Source organism: Streptomyces sp. NPDC048057, from assembly GCF_040653095.1.
Classification (GTDB): Bacteria; Actinomycetota; Actinomycetes; order Streptomycetales; family Streptomycetaceae; genus Streptomyces.
Genome location: NZ_JBEZNF010000002.1, coordinates 14057 through 31955 on the forward strand (window position 1 = coordinate 14057; position 17899 = coordinate 31955).

Consider the following 17899-nt stretch of genomic DNA (forward strand, 5'->3'; position numbering starts at 1 on the left):
TGTCGGCCACGGCCGCTACGCTGCGCGCACAGGTGTCGATCGGAGGTACGAATGCTTCGCTCCACCGCACGGACCACAGCACCGCTCGCCGTCGCGCTGACCGCCGTCTTACTCGGCGCGGCGGCCCCGCCCGCCGCCGGCGCCGCACCGCCGGGGCCCGCCGCGGCTCCGGTGAAGGTCCCGGTCGCCGTCGGGCACGGCGGCGCCGTCGCCAGCGCCGACGCGGACGCCTCCGCAGCCGGCATCGAAGTGCTGCGGCGCGGCGGGAACGCCGTGGACGCGGCCGTCGCGACCGCCGCCGCCCTCGGCGTCACCGAGCCGTACTCCGCGGGCATCGGCGGTGGCGGCTACTTCGTCTACTACGACGCGAAGAGCCGCACCGTCCGGACCGTCGACGGACGCGAGACCGCGCCCCGCTCCGCTGACGCGTCGCTCTTCCTGGAGGACGGCAAGCCCATCCCGTTCGAGCAGGTGCAGACCAGCGGGTTGAGCATCGGCACTCCCGGCACCCCGGCGACCTGGGAGACGGCGGTCCGGGCCTGGGGCAGCAGATCCATGTCCGACATCCTCCAGCCCGCGGAGAAGTTGGCGCGGGAGGGCTTCACCGTCGACGCCACCTTCCGCGCCCAGACCGAGGCGAACCAGGCGCGGTTCGCGGACTTCCCCGACACCGCGAAGCTCTTTCTGCCGAGCGGCCGGCTCCCGGTCGTCGGCAGCACCTTCACCAACCCCGACCTCGCCCGCACCTACCGTCACATCGGCCGCGACGGCGTCGAGGTGATGTACCGCGGCGACATCGCCCGCGACATCGTACGGACGGTGCGCAAGCCCCCCGTGCGGCCCGACACCACCCGCGTCGTGCGCGCCGGCGATCTGACGACCCGGGACCTGCGCTCGTACGCCACGCTCCGCCCCGCCCCCGCGAAGGTGGGCTACCGGGGGCTGGACGTCTACGGTGCGGCGCCGTCCTCCTCCGGCGGCATCGGCGTCGGGCAGGCGCTGAACATGCTGGAGCGCACCGAGCTGAAGAAGGCGTCCCCGGCCGCGTACCTGCACCGCTTCATCGAGGCCAGCAGGGTCGCCTTCGCCGACCGCGGGCGCTGGGTGGGCGACCCGGCGTTCGAGGACGTGCCCGCCAAGGCGCTGCTCTCCCAGCGGTTCGCCGACGCCCGCGCCTGCCTGATCAAGGACGACGCGGTGCTGACCAGCCCGCTGGCCCCCGGCGACCCGCGGAACCCGAAGCCCTGCGCCAGCGCCGGCGCCGCCGCGCCCACGACGTACGAGGGCGACAACACCACCCACCTCACCACCGCGGACAAGTGGGGCAACGTGGTCTCGTACACCCTCACCATCGAGTCGATCGGCGGCAGCGCCATCACCGTGCCCGGCCGGGGCTTCCTGCTCAACAACGAGCTGACCGACTTCTCCTTCGTCCCGGCCAACCCGGCGGTGCACGACCCGAACCTGCCGGGACCGAGCAAGCGGCCCCGGTCGTCGAGTTCGCCGACGATCGTCCTCGACGACGGTCGCGCGGTGCTCGCGCTGGGCTCGCCGGGCGGCGCCACCATGATCACCACCGCGATCCAGGTCCTGACCGGACGGGTGGACCGGGGCCTGCCGCTGGTGGAGGCGATCGCCGCGCCGCGCGCCAGCCAGCGCAACCAGGCGACCACGGAGCTGGAGCCGGCGCTGTGGGACGGCGCGCTCCGGGGCGAACTGGAGCGCATCGGCCACCAGTTCCGGCTGAACAAGGAGATCGGCGCGGCCACCGGGATCGAACGGCTGCCCGACGGGCGCTGGCTGGCCGCGGCGGAGAAGGTGCGCCGGGGCGGCGGCTCGGCGATGGTGGTCCGGCCCGCCGGTCGACCGTAACCGCCCTCCCTCGTACGGGCGTACTCCATCCGGCTCTTCGTGCGACGGGCCCGCGCGGCGTCAACAGCCGTGCGGGCCCGCTCACATGGGGGCCGGCGCCACCCGTCCGGCCGCCCGGGGTGGGGGATCGCTCCTGACGGAGAACGGGTAAAGACGCTTTTCCGCGCGGTATCCGCACAGAAAGGCGACCCAGCCCATGCACTCTCGCCCCATCGCCCTCACCGCCGTGCTCGCGGCGGCGCTCCTCGCGGCGGCCACCCCCGGGCCGCGGGCGTCCGCGGGCGTCGCGCAGCCGCCGCAGGACGATGCCCGCGGCGGCGCATCACGCGAGGCCCGGGCGGTCCGCGCCACGCTGATCGCCCGCGACACCGGCGAGGTCCGGGCGGCCCGCAGCGCCGGCGAGGCCCGCGAGGGCGCGGTGAGCGCGGCCGAACTGCTGGCGAAGGTCAAGGACTGCACCCCGATCTCCCGGGGCTCGTACCGCAAGGACGCCGGCGCGAAGGCGACCGTGCCGGTCTGCGGCACGGACGAGGTGGTGCACTGGACGGCGGACATGGACGTCTCCTGCGACGGCCAGTCCACCCCGCAGTGCAATGCGCAGACCGACCCGTGGTTCATCGAGGACACCGCCTTCCGGCAGTCCGACGGCAAGCCGCTGAACGCGGCGACCCTGCCCTACGTCGTGGTGCCCGGGCCCAGCGAGACGTGGCGGCACGCCGAGTCCGGGGTGCGCGGCGGGACCGTGGTCGCGGTCGTCCACGACGATCGGGTGCGCTACGGCGTCGTCGGGGACACCGGCCCCAAGGACGTGATCGGCGAGGTGTCGCAGGCGATGGCCCGCTCGCTCGGCGTCAATGCCGACCCGGTGGCCGGGGGAGTCGCGTCGGACGTCACGTACGTCCTGTTCCGCGACTCCAAGGCCAGCCCGATCGAGAGCCACTCGGCGGCGACGAGCCTCGGCGCGGAACTGGCCCGCGGCTTCGTCAACGGCACCGGCTGATCCGTCGGCCCGCCGGGGCCCGGCGGAGCTCAGGGCGCGGTCAGCACCCGCGGGCCGTCGGCGGTGACGGCGACGGTGTGCTCGGCGTGCGACGCCCGGCTGCCGTCGAGCGTCCGGACCGTCCAGCCGTCCTGCGCGGTGTACGTGTCGTCCGCGCCCGACGAGATCAGCATCGGCTCGATCGCCAGCACCATGCCGTGCCGCAGCGGGAGGCCGCGGCCGGCGCGCCCCTCGTTGGGCACGGTCGGGTCCTCGTGCATGGAGCGGCCCACGCCGTGGCCGCCGAAGCCGTCGGGGATGCCGTACCCCGCGGCGCGGCACACCCGGCCGATCGCATGGGCGACGTCCCCGATGCGGTTGCCGACGACGGCCGCGGCGATGCCCGCGCGCAGCGCCTCCTCGGCGGTGCTGATCAGACGGCGGTCCTCGGGGCGGGCGCGGCCGACGGTGAACGAGATCGCCGCGTCGCCGACCCAGCCGTCGAGGACCGCCCCGCAGTCGACGCTGACGAGGTCGCCGTCGCGCAGGCGGTAGCCGTCGGGGATGCCGTGCACCACGGCGTCGTTCACCGAGGTGCACACCACCGCAGGGAAGGGGACGGGGGCCCACTGCGGGTGGTAGTCGAGGAACGGCGAGCCCGCGCCGGCCCCGTCCAGGACGGCCCGCGCGGCCCGGTCCAGGTCCGTGAGCTCCACGCCCACCGCGGCGGCCTCGCGGGCGGCGGCGAGGGCCTGTGCCACGACCCGTCCGGCGGCGCGCATCGCTTCGATCGACTCGTCCGTCTTGATCGTCACCATGCCAATTACTATACCGGTCCCTCCGGTATTAGAATGACGGCATGGTGCGCACCCCCCTGACCCCAGAAGAGCGCGAACGCGGCGAACGGTTCGGCCGGCTGCTGCGCGACGCCCGCGGCGACCGCAGCATGGTGGACGTGGCCGCGCAGGCCGGGATCTCCGCGGAGACCCTGCGCAAGATCGAGACGGGTCGGGCGCCGACCCCCGCGTTCTTCACCGTCGCGGCCCTCGCCGCGGCCCTCGGGCTGTCCATGGACGAACTGGCCGCCGACTGCGTCCCCGTCTCTGCCGCCTAAGGTGTGGGGTCCGTCACCGGCGAGGAGTCTGCCCATGGGCGCGCAGGACGCGCACGACATGCTGAACGAGCACGACCAGCGCGACGAGCGCGGAGCGGATGGTGCGCAGGACACCGCGGGGCTGCTGCGGGCGATCTGCGACGAGCTGTCGGACCGCTTCTACGAACGGGCCGACGTCGTGCGCACGCTGGTGGTGACGCTGCTCGCCGGACGCCACTCGCTGGTGCTCGGCCCGCCCGGCACCGCGAAGTCCGAGCTGGCCAGGGAGCTGACCGGCCGGGTCGAGGGGGCGGCGTACTGGGAGATCCTGCTGTCCAAGTTCACCGCCCCGACCAGGATGTTCGGCCCGATCGACGTCGCCGCGCTGGCCCGGGGCGAGTACCGCCAGGTGTACGACGGGCGCGCCACGACCGCGCACATCGCCTTCATGGACGAGATCTTCAAGTGCTCCACGGCCGCCCTCAACGAGACCCTGGGCTATCTCAACGAGCGGATCTACCACCCCGAGAGCGGCGGCGAACCGATCCGCTGCCCCCTGATCGGGGCCATCACCGCGAGCAACGAACTCCCCGACGGCGAGGACTCGGCCGCGATCTACGACCGGCTGCTGGTGCGCATCGAGGTCGGCTACCTCGCTGACCCCTCGAACTTCGCCGCGCTCGTCCGCTCCGCCGTCAGCCGCCCGACGCCGCCGCGGCGCACCTCGATCGAACTCACCGCGCTCCAGCGGGCCGTGAGCGACGAGGTGCCCGCCGTGGCCGTGCCCGACGCGATCGTGGACGCGATCTGCACCCTGCGGGCCGCCCTGCGCCGCAAGGAGATCGTCGCCTCCGACCGCCGTTGGCGGCAGGCGGTGGGGCTGCTCCAGGCGTCCGCGTACCTCGACGGCCGCCCGGCGGTCGCCGAGACCGACCTGTCGGTGCTCACCCATGTGCTGTGGTCGTCCCCGGCCGAGCGCCCGACCGTCGAGCGCGAGGTGCTGCACCTGGTCAACCCCGACGCCCGGGAGGCGCTCGACCTGGCCGACGCCATCGAGGAGCTGGAGGTCCAACTGGACGCGATGGCCGGGCAGTCCCGCGAAGCCCTGAGCGAATGGGTCATCACCAAGGCGCACAACAAGCTCGCCACCGCCGGCCGGCGACTGGCGGAGCTGCGCGCCGAGGCGGCCGGCGCCGGCCGCTCCACCGCGGCCATCGACCGCGTCACCGGCCGCCAGCGCGCGGTCCGCGCCCGGGTGCTGTCCGAAGCGCTCGGCCTGGACGCGAGCCTGGTGCAGAGCTAGGGCGTGTCTGTCGGCTGTGCCCTTGGCCGCGCTCTGGAGAGCACCGTGGTGCGGTCCGTGAGCCGTGCTCCCTCGTGCCTCTGGACCGAGCCGCCGTGGCCCGCGGGAGCGTTGGCCACTGCGGCCCGGCGGGTGGCCCTGCCCCCTACGCCCGGAGGGCATGGGGGACCCCCAGCGTGGCCTGCGGATCTTGCTGGGGCGCGCAGGGTGCGAGGGCCCGAGAGGAGCGGGCGACGCTACTCTGCGGACACGCCAAGGGCATCGTCTGACGCATCCCGTCCGCGCCGTGGGTTCGGCCAGGAGCGCGTTCGTCCGTAGCCCTTCCCGCGGGGGCGAGGAACTCGATCGGAGGGGCATGAGGACGACACCCAGCAGGCTCGACGCCTTGGCGAGCCGGTCCGGGACGTGGCTGGCCCGGTCTTCCCGGGGGGACGAGGCGCACACCGCGGGCGTGGTTGCCGACGCCTTCGACCCGATCGCCTGGCGGGACACCCTCGCGCAGTCCGCCGGGCTGCGCGAACTGGCGGCGGAGCTGGCCGAGCGTCACGACCACGCCGCCGACCTCCTCGGCGACGTCTTCCTCGCCGCCTACAAGGCCGCACCGCAGGTGCGTCAGCCCGCCGAGATGCGCCCCTCCCACCTCGTCAACCACCAGGTGATCAGCGCGCTGATGGAGTCACCGCGCTTCGCCGAGCTGCGCCGGGAGACGGCCGGCGACCCGTACGCCGCCGCCCTCGCCGTGCTCGCCCAGGCGTCCGAGCTGCGCCTGCTGCTGGATCGGGTCAAGGACGCCCAGGCGCGGGCCGAGCAGGCGCACGGCGCCGAGCAGGACGCCGTACGCGCGGCTGCCGCCGTCAGCCGGGCGCTCCGGCAGACCGCCGAAGCCTCCGACGACGGCGATGGTGACGATGGCGACGACGGGGCCGTGGAGCGGGCGATCGAAGCCGCTGAGACGGCCGACTCCGCCGCCCGGCAGGCCGCGCACGCCGCCGCGCAGGCCCTCGCCGCCGCAGCCCCCGGCGTCCGCAGCGCCGCACGGAACGCGGCGGCGAAGGCCGCCAGGGCCGTACGGCAGGAGGCCGAGCTGATGCGCGCCTGGGGCGTCGGCCCCGGCGAGCTGGAGCGCATGCCGTACGACGAACGCGCCCGACTCGCCGAACGGCTGCGCACCAGCCGCCTCGCCCAGTGGGCGGAACTGATCGGCCGCTTCCGCCAGATGGCCAGCGGCGAACGCGCCCGCAAGGTGGAGCACGCCACCGGCGAACTGGTCGGCGTCACCCTCGGCGACGACCTCTCCCGCGTCGTCCCGTCCGAACTGGTCGCCCTCGGACTGCCCGAGCTGCGCGCCGTGTTCGCCGCCCGCTACGCCGCCGGCGAGCTGATGCTGTACGACAGCCGCGGCGAGCAGACCACCGGCCGCGGCGCCGTCGTCGCCTGCGTGGACACCTCGCACTCCATGTACGTGGAAGGGCCCGGCGGCGTCTCCCGGGAGGCGTGGGCCAAGGCGTGCGCGCTGGCGCTGCTGGACCAGGCCCGCCGCGCCAAGCGGGACTTCGTGGGCATCCTGTTCTCCTCCGCCGACCGCCACCACGTCGTCCGCTTCCCGGCCGACCGGCCCGCCGGCATCGCCGACGTGCTCGACTTCGCGGAGAGCTTCCTCGGCGGCGGCACCAGCTACCAGACGCCCCTGTCGGTCGCCGGCGACCTCCTCGCGGAGGAGTTCGCCGACACCGGGCGCGCCCGCGGCGACATCGTGCTGATCACCGACGACGAGTGCGACGTCACCGAGGAGTGGATGCGCGGCTGGCAGGACGTCCGGCGCCGGCTGGGCTTCCGCGTCTTCGGCGTCGCCATCGGCGCCCCGCGCGCCACCGAGACGGGCTCGGCGCTGGACGCCCTGTGCGACAACCTCCGCGCCGTCGACGACCTCACCGACGTGCACGCCGCGGCGGACCTCTTCCGCGTGATCTGAGCCGGGGACCGGCGGTCACGCGGACACGGCCAGCTGGATGCGGTGGTGGCGCGGGGCTTCGACCTCGTCGAGGAGGGCCAGCGCCAGGTCGGCGTGGGAGATCCGGCCGCCGCCCTCGAAGAGGGTGCCGTCGGCCGTGCGGTAGCGGCCGGTGCGCGGGACCTCCGGAGCCAGCTCCAGGGGCGGGCAGACCATCAGCCAGTCCAGTGCGTCCGCTGAGGCGCGCAGCGCGTCGAACTCCGCGACGTGCCCCTGCGAGAACACCCGGTGCTGCTCGGGGAAGTCCGGCCCGTCCATCATCCGCACGCCCGGCGACACTTCAAGCGTGGACGCTATGCCGAGGGCCAGGAACCGCCGTACCCCCGCCTGCGCCAACCCGCTGACCATCGCCTTAGCCGCGCCGACGAAGAACTCCTCGGAGCCGACGTCCATTCGGACCGCCGCATTGATCGCCGCCCGGTGGCCCGGTGCGAGGGCCGCCACCGACGCGGCGTCCGTCGCGTCGCCCCGCGCCACGGTGACGCCGTCGCCCGCGAGGTCCCGGTGCCGCGCCGGGTCCCGTACGACCGCCGTCACCGGGTGCCCGCGGCGCACCGCCTCCGCGACCGCGGCCCGGCCGACCCGGCCGCCCGCTCCGAAGACGAGGACCGCCGCCCCGCCGCCCGTTCCCTGTGTGTGCGTCATGTCGTCGCTCATGGCCGCGACCGTACGGCGGCACCCTCCGGTTACTTCAACGGTACCGGGCCGGGCGCCCCGTCCGGTGGGGGAGCATGAGGGCATGGACGCCGTACGGGAACCCCTGCACCGGGACATGTTCGAAGACGCCTGCCTGGCCCCGATCCAGCCCTTCCGCTTCGGGGACAAGTGGTCCGCCCTGGTGCTGCGCTGTCTGGAGGGCGGCCCGCGCCGCTTCGGTGAACTCCGGGTGCCGCTGCACTGGATCACCCCCAAGGTCCTCACCGAGACCCTGCGCGCGATGGAGCGCAAGGGCTTCGTCAGCCGCACCGCGTACGAGGAGAGCCCGCCGCGCGTCGAGTACGGGCTCACCGCGCTCGGCCGGTCCGCGGTCGGTCCGCTGAACGTGGCCTGCGCCTGGGCGCGCGAACACCTGTCGGAGCTGTCGGCCGCGCAGGAGCTCACCGCCCCGGGCGGCGGAGCGGGTCCCGACGGCGTACCCTCGGGCCCGTGACAGCAGCCGCCGCATTCGCCCCCGCGCGCTACATCAGCGTGACGACGTACCGGAAGAACGGCACCGGAGTCGCCACCCCCGTCTGGTTCGCCGAGGACGCGGGGAAGTTGTACGTCTGGACCAACAGCGACTCGTGGAAGGTCAAGCGGCTGCGCCACGACGACCGGGTCTCCGTCGCCGTCTGCGACATGCGCGGCAAGGTCGCGGAGGGCGCGCTCACCGCGGAGGGCACCGCCGTCCTCCTCGACCGCTCGGGCACCGACGCCGTCCGGGCGCTCATCGCCCGCAAGTACGGCTGGCAGTTCACCCTCGTCGACCTCCCGGCCCGGCTCGTACGGCGCGGTCGGACCCCGCACACCGGCATCGCCGTCACCCTGGGCGACGACGCGGCCGGCGCCTGAGCACGCCGGCGGCTCCGCGGGGCCGCCGTCCGGGTGAAACGCGATCGGCACCCCCCGTTCGCGGCGATGGTCTTGCCCCCGTGTGTGACGGGGCTTACGTTCTCCATCTACGTTCCGCGTCTACGTGCGTAGAGGCGACGCGCCGTCGCGACGGGCCGTTGCGACGGTCGGCGTTCGCCGACGCCCGGCCGAAGGAGCAGCAGATGGCCCATGTCGTACGCGCCGCACTCGTCCAGGCGACCTGGACCGGCGACACGGAGTCGATGATCGCCAAACACGAGGCGCACGCTCGCGCCGCCGCGGAGCAGGGCGCCCGGGTCATCGGCTTCCAGGAGGTCTTCAACGCCCCCTACTTCTGCCAGGTGCAGGAGCCCGAGCACTACCGCTGGGCCGAACCCGTGCCCGACGGGCCCACGGTGCGGCGGATGCAGGAGCTGGCGCGGGAGACCGGGATGGTGGTCGTGGTCCCGGTGTTCGAGGTCGAGGGCGCCGGCTTCTACTACAACACCGCCGCCGTCATCGACGCCGACGGCTCCTACCTCGGCAAGTACCGCAAGCACCACATCCCCCAGGTCAAGGGGTTCTGGGAGAAGTACTACTTCCGGCCCGGCAACGCCGGCTGGCCCGTCTTCGACACCGCGGTCGGCAAGGTCGGGGTGTACATCTGCTACGACCGGCACTTCCCCGAGGGCTGGCGACAGCTCGGCCTCGGCGGCGCCCAACTGGTCTACAACCCCTCCGCGACCTCGCGCGGCCTGTCCGCCTACCTCTGGCAGCTGGAGCAGCCGGCGGCGGCCGTGGCGAACGAGTACTTCGTCGCCGCGATCAACCGCGTCGGCCGGGAGGAGTACGGCGACAACGACTTCTACGGCACCAGCTACTTCGTCGACCCGCGCGGCCGGTTCGTCGGCGACCTCGCCAGCGACGAGGACGAGGAACTGGTCGTCCGGGACCTCGACTTCGACCTGATCGACGAGGTCCGCCAGCAGTGGGCCTTCTACCGCGACCGGCGCCCCGACGCCTACCAGGGGCTGGTGCAGCCGTGACCGACTCCGTCACCCCGCTGCACGAGCGGCACCGGGCCGTGCTGCCCGACTGGCTGGCCCTCTACTACCGGCGCCCCATCGAGATCACCCACGGCGAGGGCCGGCACGTCTGGGACGCGGACGGCAACCGCTACCTCGACTTCTTCGGCGGCATCCTCACCACCATGACCGCGCACGCCCTGCCCGAGGTCACCAAGGCGGTGGCTGACCAGGCGGCGCGGATCGTGCACTCCTCCACGCTGTACCTCAACCGGCCGATGGTGGAGCTGGCCGAACGCATCGCGGCGCTCTCCGGCATCCCCGACGCCCGGGTCTTCTTCACCACCTCGGGCACCGAGGCCAACGACACCGCCCTGCTGCTCGCCACCGCCCACCGCGGCACCAACCAGGTGCTGGCGATGCGCAACAGCTACCACGGCCGCTCGTTCTCGACCGTGTCCATCACCGGCAACCGCGGCTGGTCACCGACGAGCCTGTCCCCGCTGCAACGGCTGTACGTCCACGGCGGGGTGCGCACCCGCGGCCCGTACGCCCCGCTGACCGACGAGCGCTTCATCGACGCGTGCGTGGCCGACCTGGAGGACCTGCTCGGCCACGCCCGCGCCCCCGCCGCGCTGATCGCCGAGCCGATCCAGGGCGTCGGCGGCTTCACCTCCCCGCCCGACGGGCTGTACGCCGCGTTCCGCGAGGTCCTCGACCGGCACGGGGTGCTGTGGATCTCCGACGAGGTGCAGACCGGGTGGGGGCGGACCGGGGACCACTTCTGGGGCTGGCAGGCCCATGCCCGCAACGGCCCGCCCGACCTCCTCACCTTCGCCAAGGGCATCGGCAACGGCATGTCCGTCGGCGGCGTCGTCGCCCGCGCCGAGGTCATGAACTCCCTGGACGCCAACTCCATCTCCACCTTCGGCGGCTCGCCGATCACCATGGCCGCGGGGCTCGCCAACCTCGCGTACCTGCTGGACCACGACCTCCAGGGCAACGCCCGACGCGTCGGCGGGCTGCTGATCGAACGGCTGCGGGCGGTCGCCGCGGGCGTGCCCGCGGTCCGCGAGGTGCGGGGCCGGGGCCTGATGATCGGCATCGAGCTGGTCCGACCGGGCACGGAGCACGCCGATCCGGAGGCGGCGTCGGCCGTGCTGGAAGCGGCCCGCGAGGGCGGGCTGCTGATCGGCAAGGGCGGCGGCCACAACACCAGCACCCTGCGGATCGCCCCGCCGCTCACCCTCACCGTCGCCGAAGCGGAAGAGGGCGCGGCCGTCCTGGAGCAGGCCCTGCACGCCCTGTGACGTCCCGTCCGCACCGTACGCCGACACCGGCACCGCAGGTCCACGTACGAAAGGGAGCGCACCAGCCATGAGCAGCACCCGCACCCTGATCCGCGGCGGTCTGGTCGTCACCGCGGCGGAGGAGACCCACGCCGACGTCCTGGTGGAGGACGGTCGCATCGCCGCGCTCGCCGCGCACGGCTCCTCCGTCGCACAGGGCTGGACGGCCGACCGCGTCATCGACGCCTCCCACAAGTACGTCATCCCGGGCGGGGTCGACGCGCACACCCACATGGAGCTGCCGTTCGGCGGCACCTTCGCTTCGGACACGTTCGAGACCGGGACACGGGCCGCGGCCTGGGGCGGCACGACGACGATCGTCGACTTCGCGGTGCAGTCGCAGGGCCACTCGCTGCGGGCGGGCCTGGACGCCTGGTACAAGAAGGCCGACGGAAAGTGCGCCGTCGACTACGCGTTCCACATGATCGTGTCGGACGTCAACGAGCGCACCCTCAAGGAGATGGACCGACTCGTCGAACACGGCGTGACCTCGTTCAAGCTGTTCATGGCCTATCCGGGCGTCTTCTACTCGGACGACGGGCAGATCCTGCGCGCCATGCAGCGGGCCTCGGACAACGGCGGGCTGATCATGATGCACGCCGAGAACGGCATCGCCATCGACGTGCTCGTCGAACAGGCCCTCGCGCGCGGCGAGACCGACCCGCGCCACCACGGCGAGGTCCGCAAGGTGCTGCTGGAGGCCGAGGCCACCCACCGCGCCATCCAGCTCGCGAGGGTCGCGGGCGCCCCGCTGTACGTCGTCCACGTCTCGGCGCAGGAGGCGGTGGAGGAGCTGGCCGCCGCTCGGCACAAGGGCCTGCCGGTCTTCGGGGAGACCTGCCCGCAGTACCTGTTCCTGTCCACCGACAACCTCGCGGAACCCGCCTTCGAGGGCGCCAAGTACGTCTGCTCCACCCCGCTGCGCCCCCGCGAGCACCAGGCGGCGCTGTGGCGGGGGCTGCGCAGAGACGACCTCCAGGTGGTCTCCACCGACCACTGCCCGTTCTGCTTCCGCGGGCAGAAGGAGCTGGGCCGCGGGGACTTCTCCAAGATCCCCAACGGGCTGCCGGGGGTGGAGCACCGCATGGACCTGCTCCACCAGGCCGTGGTGGACGGGCACATCAGTCGTCGGCGCTGGATCGAGATCGCCTGTGCGGCCCCGGCCCGGATGTTCGGCCTCTATCCGCAGAAGGGCACCATCGCGCCGGGGGCCGACGCCGACGTGGTCCTCTACGATCCGCACGCCGAGCAGGTCATCTCCGCCCGGACGCACCACATGAACGTGGACTACTCGGCGTACGAGGGCAGGCGGATCACCGGACGCGTCGACACCGTCCTGTCCCGCGGCGAACTGGTCGTCGACCGCGGCGAGTACACCGGTCGCGCCGGCCACGGCACGTTCGTCCCCCGCTCCATCTGCCAGTACCTGTAAGTGGACGTAAGGAGCCGCCGGCATGGACTTCGGACTCGTCTTGCAAACCGACCCGCCCGCCTCGCAGGTGGTGGACCTCATGCGCCGCGCCGAGGGCAAGGGCTTCGGCTACGGCTGGACCTTCGACTCGGCAGTGCTGTGGCAGGAGCCGTTCGTCATCCACAGCCGGATCCTGGCCGAGACGCAGCGGCTGGTCGTGGGGCCGATGGTGACCAACCCGGGCACCCGCACCTGGGAGGTGACCGCGTCCACCTTCGCCACCCTGAACGACATGTACGGCAACCGCACCGTCTGCGGCATCGGGCGCGGCGACTCCGCGATGCGGGTCGCCGGGCGCCGGCCGAACACCCTGGCCCGCCTCGGCGAGGCCATCGAGGTGATCCGCGACCTCGCGGAGGGCCGCGAGGCGGAGGTGGACGGCACCCGACTGCGCATCCCGTGGATCGAGGACGGCCGGCTGCCGGTGTGGATGGCGGCGTACGGGCCGAAGGCGCTGGCCCTGGCCGGGCAGCGGGCGGACGGGTTCATCCTCCAGCTCGCCGACCCCTTCCTCACCGAGTGGATGGTCAAGGCCGTCCGTCGGGCCGCCGCCGACGCCGGCCGTGACCCCGCCGCGCTCACCGTCTGCGTCGCCGCCCCCGCCTACGTCACCGCCGACGACTCGCCCGGGGCCCTGGCCCACGCCCGGGACCAGTGCCGCTGGTTCGGCGGCATGGTCGGCAACCACGTGGCCGACCTGGTGGCCAAGTACGGCGAGCACTCGTCGATGGTCCCCGACGAGCTGACCGCGTACATCAAGGACCGGCACGGCTACGACTACCGCCACCACGGCCGCGCCGGGAACCCCGACACCGACTTCGTCCCCGACGAGATCGTGGACCGCTTCTGCCTCGTGGGCCCCGTCGGGGCCCACGTCGAAAAGCTCCGCGCCCTGCGGGACCTCGGCGTCGACCAGTTCGCCGTCTACGCCATGCACGACGCCCGGGAGCACGTCGTCGACGTCTACGGCGACCAGGTCATCCCAGCCGTCAACACCTGACCAGGAATAGCGGCGGGACCGTCCCCGGTTGCCACCAGCATGACGACGAACGCGCCCCGGCCCGAGGTCCTGCGGTACACCGCCTTCTCCAGCGACCCCGACGGCGGGAACCCCGCGGGCGTCGTCCTGGACGCCACCGGCCTCGACGACGGCGACATGCTGGCCGTCGCCGCCGACCTCGGGTACTCGGAGTCCGCGTTCCTGACCGCACCCCCCACGGGCCTCGGCGACGGGGAGGAGCGGGCGTACGGCATCCGCTACTTCAGCCCCAGGGCCGAGGTGCCGTTCTGCGGGCACGCCACCGTCGCGACCGCCGTCGCCCTCGCCGAGCGAACGGGCCCCGGGAAGCTGGTGTTCGCGACGCGCGCCGGCACCGTGCCGGTCGAGGTGACCGAGGAGGGCGGGACGGTCCGGGCCACGCTCACCAGCGTCGAGCCGTCCGTCGAGGAGATCGCCGACGCCGACCTGACGGAGGCGCTCGCCGCGCTCGGCTGGCCGGCCGCCGACCTCGATGCGGCCTTCCCGCCCCGGGTCGCGTTCGCCGGCGCCCGCCACCTCGTCCTCGCGGCGGCCACCCGCGCGCGCCTCGCGGACCTCAGTTACGACTTCGCGCGCCTCGAAGCGCTGATGCACCGTCTGGACCTGACCACCCTCCAGTTGGTGTGGCGGGAGTCGGCGACCGTCTTCCACGTCCGTGACCCGTTCCCCGTCGGCGGCGTCGTCGAGGACCCGGCGACCGGCGCCGCGGCTGCCGCGTTCGGTGCGTACGCCCGTGAGCTGGGCCTGGTCCCCGCGGACGCCGTCCTCACCCTGCACCAGGGCGAGGACCTGGGCCGCCCCGGCGAGTTGACGGTGACGCTGCGCGCGGGCGATGCGCGCGTCCGCGTCAGCGGCGCGGGGGCGCGCATCGGCTGAGCGCCGGCCAAGGGGGAACGTCGAGCGGACGAGGTGTCCCCACGGTGTCGCCCAGTTCCTCGGGAACCTTCATCTCACCTCTCTCTGCGCCCCTTTGACTGAGCGTCTACTGTTTGCCTGGTCCAGGTAGCAAGGGGGGCACATGCAAGGTGAAGACAGGGCCGGGGCCAGCGGTGGAGCCGACGACCGCCGGGCGGGGAACTCCCCTCAGAACGCGGAATCCGGGGCGACGCAGCGGTGGCCCCGGACTCAGCCCGACGAAGCACCCGCGCCCGACCGCCCCAATGTGGTGATCGAGGGCCGTTACGAGCTGCTGGAGCCGGTCGGCAGCGGCGGCATGGGCGAGGTGTGGAAGGCCCGTGACCTGCGGCTGCGCCGATTCGTCGCCGTCAAGGGGCTGCTCGACCGGAACGCGATGACCGCTGACACCCAGGCCGCCGCCATGGCGCGGGCGCGCCGGGAGGCGGAGGCGATCGCCAAGATCGAGCATCCGAACGTGGTGACGGTCCACGACCAGGTCGAGACCGACAACCAGGTCTGGATCGTGATGAAGCTGCTCGACGCCGGGTCGCTCGCGTCCCTGCTGCGCGCGCAGCAGGTGCTCGCCGTGCCGAGGGCGGCGCACATCGGCCACCAGATCCTCAAGGGCTTGGCCGCGGTGCACGCGGAGTCGGTCGTCCACCGCGACGTGAAGCCGGGCAACGTGTTGGTCAGGGACGACGGGCACGTGATCCTGGTGGACTTCGGGATCGCGACGTTCGAGGGCGCGACCCCCTTGACCCGGTCCGGCAGCGTCATCGGCACGCCCCCGTACATGGCGCCCGAACTCTTCGCCCCCGGCTCCCGCGGCCCCACCCCCGCCTCCGACCTGTGGGCGCTGGGCATCACGCTGTACCAGATGGTGGAGGGCCGCCTCCCCTTCGCCGGCAGCGAGGTCTGGGAGGTCCAGCAGAGCATCCTGGAGTCGCCGCACCCGACCCTGCAGTACGCCGGCCCCCTCACCCCGGTGATCCAGGGGCTGTTGCACCCGGATCCCCACGAGCGCCTGGACGCGGCCACGGCGGACGCGATGCTGCGCGAGGTGTTGGCCGCCCCGCCGCCCCCGACCCCGGCCAAAGCGGTGACGCCGCCGGCGCCCGTGCACGGATCGGAACCCGAGCCGAGGGGCACCGGTTCCGCCGAGCGGTCTCGGCCCGCCCCGCCGCCCGCGGAGCCCGCGGGCAATCGCCTGCGGTCCGCCCTGAGGAAGAGACCGAAGGCGCTGGCGGCGGCCCTGTGCGCGGTGCTGCTGGCCACCGCCGGCTGGTTCGTGACGAACGGCTCCGACGCGGGCGAGAAGGACAAGGACGGCAGCGCCACCGGCTCGGACGGCCGGGGCGGCGGCGCCGCGACGCAGACGTGGAAGCAAACGCACCCCAAGCTGCGGATCGGCGTCAAGGACGACCAACCGGGCCTGAGCGAGCGGGTGAAGGGGGAGAAGGACGCGTACGCGGGCTACGACATCGACGTGGCCTACGCGGTCGCCCATCACATGGGGTACACGAACAGGGACGACGTCGAACTCGTCCCGGTCACCACCGAGAACCGCAGCAGCTACCTGAAGAACAAGTCGGTGGACCTCGTCATCGCCTCGTACAGCATCAGGAAGGACCGCGAGGTCGACTTCGCCGGCCCGTACTACACGGCGGGCCGGGGGTTCCTGGTGCGCGAGAAGTCGAGCAAGTACACGATCAACGACTCCAGCGACCTGAAGAAGGAGGGCGTGGAGGTGTGCACCGCCCGGGACTCGACGTACGGGACGGTGCTGCCCGACCTCGGCTTCACCATGATGAAGTCGCCGCCGGCCACCTACCAGCGCTGTCTGGAGCAGCTGTTGGACAAGCGCACCGACGTCTACGCGGTGGCCTCGGACGACGTCATCCTCGCGGGGTACGCGAAGAAGAACCCGGGGAAGGTGCGACGGCTGGACAACATCAAGGGCACGGAGGACTACGGCGTGGCGATGCTCCCCGGGCAGCCGGTCCTGAAGGCCGAGGTGTGCTCCGCGGTGCGGAAGGTCCTGGCGGACAAGGCGGGCTGGGAGCTGATGTACCGGAAGAACCTGGCGGATCTGATCGGCATCAAGAACCCGCCGGGCGCCCCGGACCCGACGGAGTGCAAGGGGTACTGAGGAAGTCGGCGGCGGTCGCCTGCCCGACGTACGCCCCGCGGGAGCGTACGTCGGTAGGCCCAGCCGCTACGGGACGCGGCTGGTCCACTCCTCGCTGGCGAACTTGGTGCGCACCAGCTCCTGGGCGCGGGCCAGTTCGTCCGCGGTGAGCCGGCCCTCCGCCAGGCCGTAGCGGCTGCGGAAGGACTCGACCATGCGCTCGATGACGGCCTCGCGCGGCAGGCCCGTCTGACGGCGCAGCGGGTCGACGCGCTTCTTCGCGCTCTTGGTGCCCTTGTCGGAGAGCTTCTCCCGGCCGATGCGGAGCACCTCGGTCATCTTGTCGGCGTCGATGTCGTACGACATCGTCACGTGGTGCAGCACCGCGCCGGGGCCGCCGTCCGGGCCGACCATGCGCTTCTGGGCCGCGCCGGCGACCTTGCCGACCTCGGTCGCGATGTCGTTCAGCGGCTGGTACCAGGCGCGGATGCCCATGTCGCCGAGGGCGCCGAGGACCCAGTCGTCGAGGTAGGCGTAGGAGTCCGCGAAGGAGAGGCCGGAGACCATGGCCTCGGGCACGGACAGGGAGTACGTGATGGTGCTCTTCGGCTCCACGAACATCGCGCCGCCGCCCGAGATGCGGCGCACCACGATCACGCCGTGGCGGGCCGCGCCCTCGGGGTCCACCTCGTTGCGCAGGGACTGGAAGCTGCCGATGACGACGGCGGGGGAGTCCCACTGCCAGACGCGCAGCGTCGGGGGCCGTCGGCCGGCCGCCACCTCGGCGGTGATCACTTCGTCCAGCGCCATGTGGAGGGCGGGCGGCTGCGGGGGCTCGTGGATGAGCTGCCAGTCGTAGTCGCTCCACTCCGTGGCCTGGGCCAGCGCCCGGCGCACGGCGATCGCCACGCCCTCGGCGGTGAAGCCGAAGAGGATCGCCGACGGGGGCAGCGCACCCTCGATGCGGGCCCTGAGGCCGGCGGTGTCGGTGTCCGAGGGGGCGCCCTCCAGGGCGGAGTCGATCCGCTCGATGGCGTCGTCGGGCTCCAGGAAGAAGTCCCCGCTCACCCGGACGTCCTTGAGTCGTCCTCCGTCGTCGAGGTCGAGGTCGACGACGACCAGCTTGCCGCCCGGGACCTTGTATTCGCCGTGCACCGTACTCCTCCGCCTGTCAGGCGCCG

16 protein-coding genes are annotated in these 17899 nt (G+C 73.1%); 13 read left to right on the forward strand and 3 right to left on the reverse strand.

All coding sequences use genetic code 11. The features are described from left to right. Window positions 1-51 precede the first annotated feature (51 nt). Window positions 52-1872 carry a gamma-glutamyltransferase gene (gene ggt, locus AB0E05_RS02210; protein WP_361957331.1) on the forward strand — a complete coding sequence of 607 codons (1821 nt, stop codon included), beginning with the start codon at window positions 52-54 and terminating at the stop codon, window positions 1870-1872. Between the two features lie 196 nt (window positions 1873-2068). Continuing rightward, a complete protein-coding gene (locus AB0E05_RS02215) occupies window positions 2069-2872 on the forward strand; it encodes a glycoside hydrolase family 75 protein (protein WP_361957334.1) in 804 nt (267 codons plus the stop codon). Window positions 2873-2901: 29 nt separating this feature from the next. Here the strand turns inward: AB0E05_RS02215 and map are convergent, their stop codons facing one another. Further along, entirely contained in the window at window positions 2902-3669 is a 768-nt protein-coding gene (gene map, locus AB0E05_RS02220) for a type I methionyl aminopeptidase (protein WP_361957337.1), read from the reverse strand. Window positions 3670-3710: 41 nt separating this feature from the next. Here map and AB0E05_RS02225 point away from each other — a divergent pair, with 41 nt between their 5' ends. The 3 genes from AB0E05_RS02225 to AB0E05_RS02235 all read left to right on the forward strand — a co-directional run bounded on the left by AB0E05_RS02225 (window position 3711) and on the right by AB0E05_RS02235 (window position 7219). Beyond that, a complete protein-coding gene (locus tag AB0E05_RS02225) occupies window positions 3711-3965 on the forward strand; it encodes a helix-turn-helix transcriptional regulator (RefSeq protein ID WP_361957340.1) in 255 nt (84 codons plus the stop codon). Window positions 3966-4023: 58 nt separating this feature from the next. Further along, window positions 4024-5247: an AAA family ATPase gene (locus tag AB0E05_RS02230; RefSeq protein WP_361958115.1), complete on the forward strand. Its 1224-nt coding sequence runs from the start codon at window positions 4024-4026 to the stop codon at window positions 5245-5247. A 355-nt stretch (window positions 5248-5602) separates the two neighbouring features. Then, window positions 5603-7219 (forward strand): VWA domain-containing protein, encoded by a 1617-nt coding sequence (locus AB0E05_RS02235; RefSeq protein ID WP_361957343.1) that lies wholly within the window; start codon window positions 5603-5605, stop codon window positions 7217-7219. Window positions 7220-7234: 15 nt separating this feature from the next. Here the strand turns inward: AB0E05_RS02235 and AB0E05_RS02240 are convergent, their stop codons facing one another. Continuing rightward, window positions 7235-7915 (reverse strand): NAD(P)H-binding protein, encoded by a 681-nt coding sequence (locus AB0E05_RS02240; protein WP_361957346.1) that lies wholly within the window; start codon window positions 7913-7915, stop codon window positions 7235-7237. Between the two features lie 82 nt (window positions 7916-7997). Between AB0E05_RS02240 and AB0E05_RS02245 the strand changes: the two genes are divergently transcribed. The 8 genes from AB0E05_RS02245 (at window position 7998) to AB0E05_RS02280 (ending at window position 16739) form a co-directional block, all read left to right on the forward strand. Next, on the forward strand, window positions 7998-8408 hold the full coding sequence (locus AB0E05_RS02245) for a helix-turn-helix domain-containing protein (protein ID WP_361957349.1): 411 nt from the start codon (window positions 7998-8000) through the stop codon (window positions 8406-8408). Further along, entirely contained in the window at window positions 8405-8809 is a 405-nt protein-coding gene (locus AB0E05_RS02250; protein ID WP_361957352.1) for a PPOX class F420-dependent oxidoreductase, read from the forward strand. Before AB0E05_RS02245 ends, AB0E05_RS02250 begins: the two co-directional genes overlap by 4 nt. A 203-nt stretch (window positions 8810-9012) precedes the next feature. Further along, a complete protein-coding gene (locus AB0E05_RS02255) occupies window positions 9013-9855 on the forward strand; it encodes a nitrilase-related carbon-nitrogen hydrolase (protein ID WP_361957355.1) in 843 nt (280 codons plus the stop codon). Continuing rightward, window positions 9852-11144: an aspartate aminotransferase family protein gene (locus AB0E05_RS02260; RefSeq protein WP_361957358.1), complete on the forward strand. Its 1293-nt coding sequence runs from the start codon at window positions 9852-9854 to the stop codon at window positions 11142-11144. Before AB0E05_RS02255 ends, AB0E05_RS02260 begins: the two co-directional genes overlap by 4 nt. A gap of 67 nt (window positions 11145-11211) precedes the next feature. After that, on the forward strand, window positions 11212-12615 hold the full coding sequence (gene hydA, locus AB0E05_RS02265; RefSeq protein WP_361957361.1) for a dihydropyrimidinase: 1404 nt from the start codon (window positions 11212-11214) through the stop codon (window positions 12613-12615). A gap of 22 nt (window positions 12616-12637) precedes the next feature. Beyond that, a complete protein-coding gene (locus AB0E05_RS02270) occupies window positions 12638-13654 on the forward strand; it encodes a TIGR03842 family LLM class F420-dependent oxidoreductase (protein WP_361957364.1) in 1017 nt (338 codons plus the stop codon). A 39-nt stretch (window positions 13655-13693) separates the two neighbouring features. Next, entirely contained in the window at window positions 13694-14569 is an 876-nt protein-coding gene (locus AB0E05_RS02275) for a PhzF family phenazine biosynthesis isomerase (RefSeq protein ID WP_361957367.1), read from the forward strand. Between the two features lie 142 nt (window positions 14570-14711). Continuing rightward, window positions 14712-16739 (forward strand): serine/threonine-protein kinase, encoded by a 2028-nt coding sequence (locus AB0E05_RS02280; protein ID WP_361957370.1) that lies wholly within the window; start codon window positions 14712-14714, stop codon window positions 16737-16739. Window positions 16740-16805: 66 nt separating this feature from the next. Here AB0E05_RS02280 and AB0E05_RS02285 read toward each other — a convergent pair whose 3' ends face one another. After that, the gene (locus tag AB0E05_RS02285; RefSeq protein WP_361957373.1) at window positions 16806-17873 is read right to left on the reverse strand and encodes a biotin/lipoate A/B protein ligase family protein; all 1068 of its coding nucleotides are present in this window, start codon (window positions 17871-17873) and stop codon (window positions 16806-16808) included. Window positions 17874-17899: the final 26 nt, after the last annotated feature.

What these genes read in the sequence shown, in the direction of transcription:
- AB0E05_RS02230 (WP_361958115.1), top strand. Translation starts at nt 4,024, where the DNA reads ATGCTGAACGAGCACGACCAGCGCGACGAGCGCGGAGCGGATGGTGCG.
- AB0E05_RS02240 (WP_361957346.1), bottom strand. Translation starts at nt 7,915, where the DNA reads ATGAGCGACGACATGACGCACACACAGGGAACGGGCGGCGGGGCGGCG.
- AB0E05_RS02280 (WP_361957370.1), top strand. Translation starts at nt 14,712, where the DNA reads ATGCAAGGTGAAGACAGGGCCGGGGCCAGCGGTGGAGCCGACGACCGC.
- ggt (WP_361957331.1), top strand. Translation starts at nt 52, where the DNA reads ATGCTTCGCTCCACCGCACGGACCACAGCACCGCTCGCCGTCGCGCTG.
- AB0E05_RS02225 (WP_361957340.1), top strand. Translation starts at nt 3,711, where the DNA reads ATGGTGCGCACCCCCCTGACCCCAGAAGAGCGCGAACGCGGCGAACGG.
- hydA (WP_361957361.1), top strand. Translation starts at nt 11,212, where the DNA reads ATGAGCAGCACCCGCACCCTGATCCGCGGCGGTCTGGTCGTCACCGCG.
- AB0E05_RS02235 (WP_361957343.1), top strand. Translation starts at nt 5,603, where the DNA reads ATGAGGACGACACCCAGCAGGCTCGACGCCTTGGCGAGCCGGTCCGGG.
- AB0E05_RS02245 (WP_361957349.1), top strand. Translation starts at nt 7,998, where the DNA reads ATGGACGCCGTACGGGAACCCCTGCACCGGGACATGTTCGAAGACGCC.
- AB0E05_RS02255 (WP_361957355.1), top strand. Translation starts at nt 9,013, where the DNA reads ATGGCCCATGTCGTACGCGCCGCACTCGTCCAGGCGACCTGGACCGGC.
- AB0E05_RS02270 (WP_361957364.1), top strand. Translation starts at nt 12,638, where the DNA reads ATGGACTTCGGACTCGTCTTGCAAACCGACCCGCCCGCCTCGCAGGTG.
- AB0E05_RS02215 (WP_361957334.1), top strand. Translation starts at nt 2,069, where the DNA reads ATGCACTCTCGCCCCATCGCCCTCACCGCCGTGCTCGCGGCGGCGCTC.
- map (WP_361957337.1), bottom strand. Translation starts at nt 3,669, where the DNA reads ATGGTGACGATCAAGACGGACGAGTCGATCGAAGCGATGCGCGCCGCC.
- AB0E05_RS02275 (WP_361957367.1), top strand. Translation starts at nt 13,694, where the DNA reads ATGACGACGAACGCGCCCCGGCCCGAGGTCCTGCGGTACACCGCCTTC.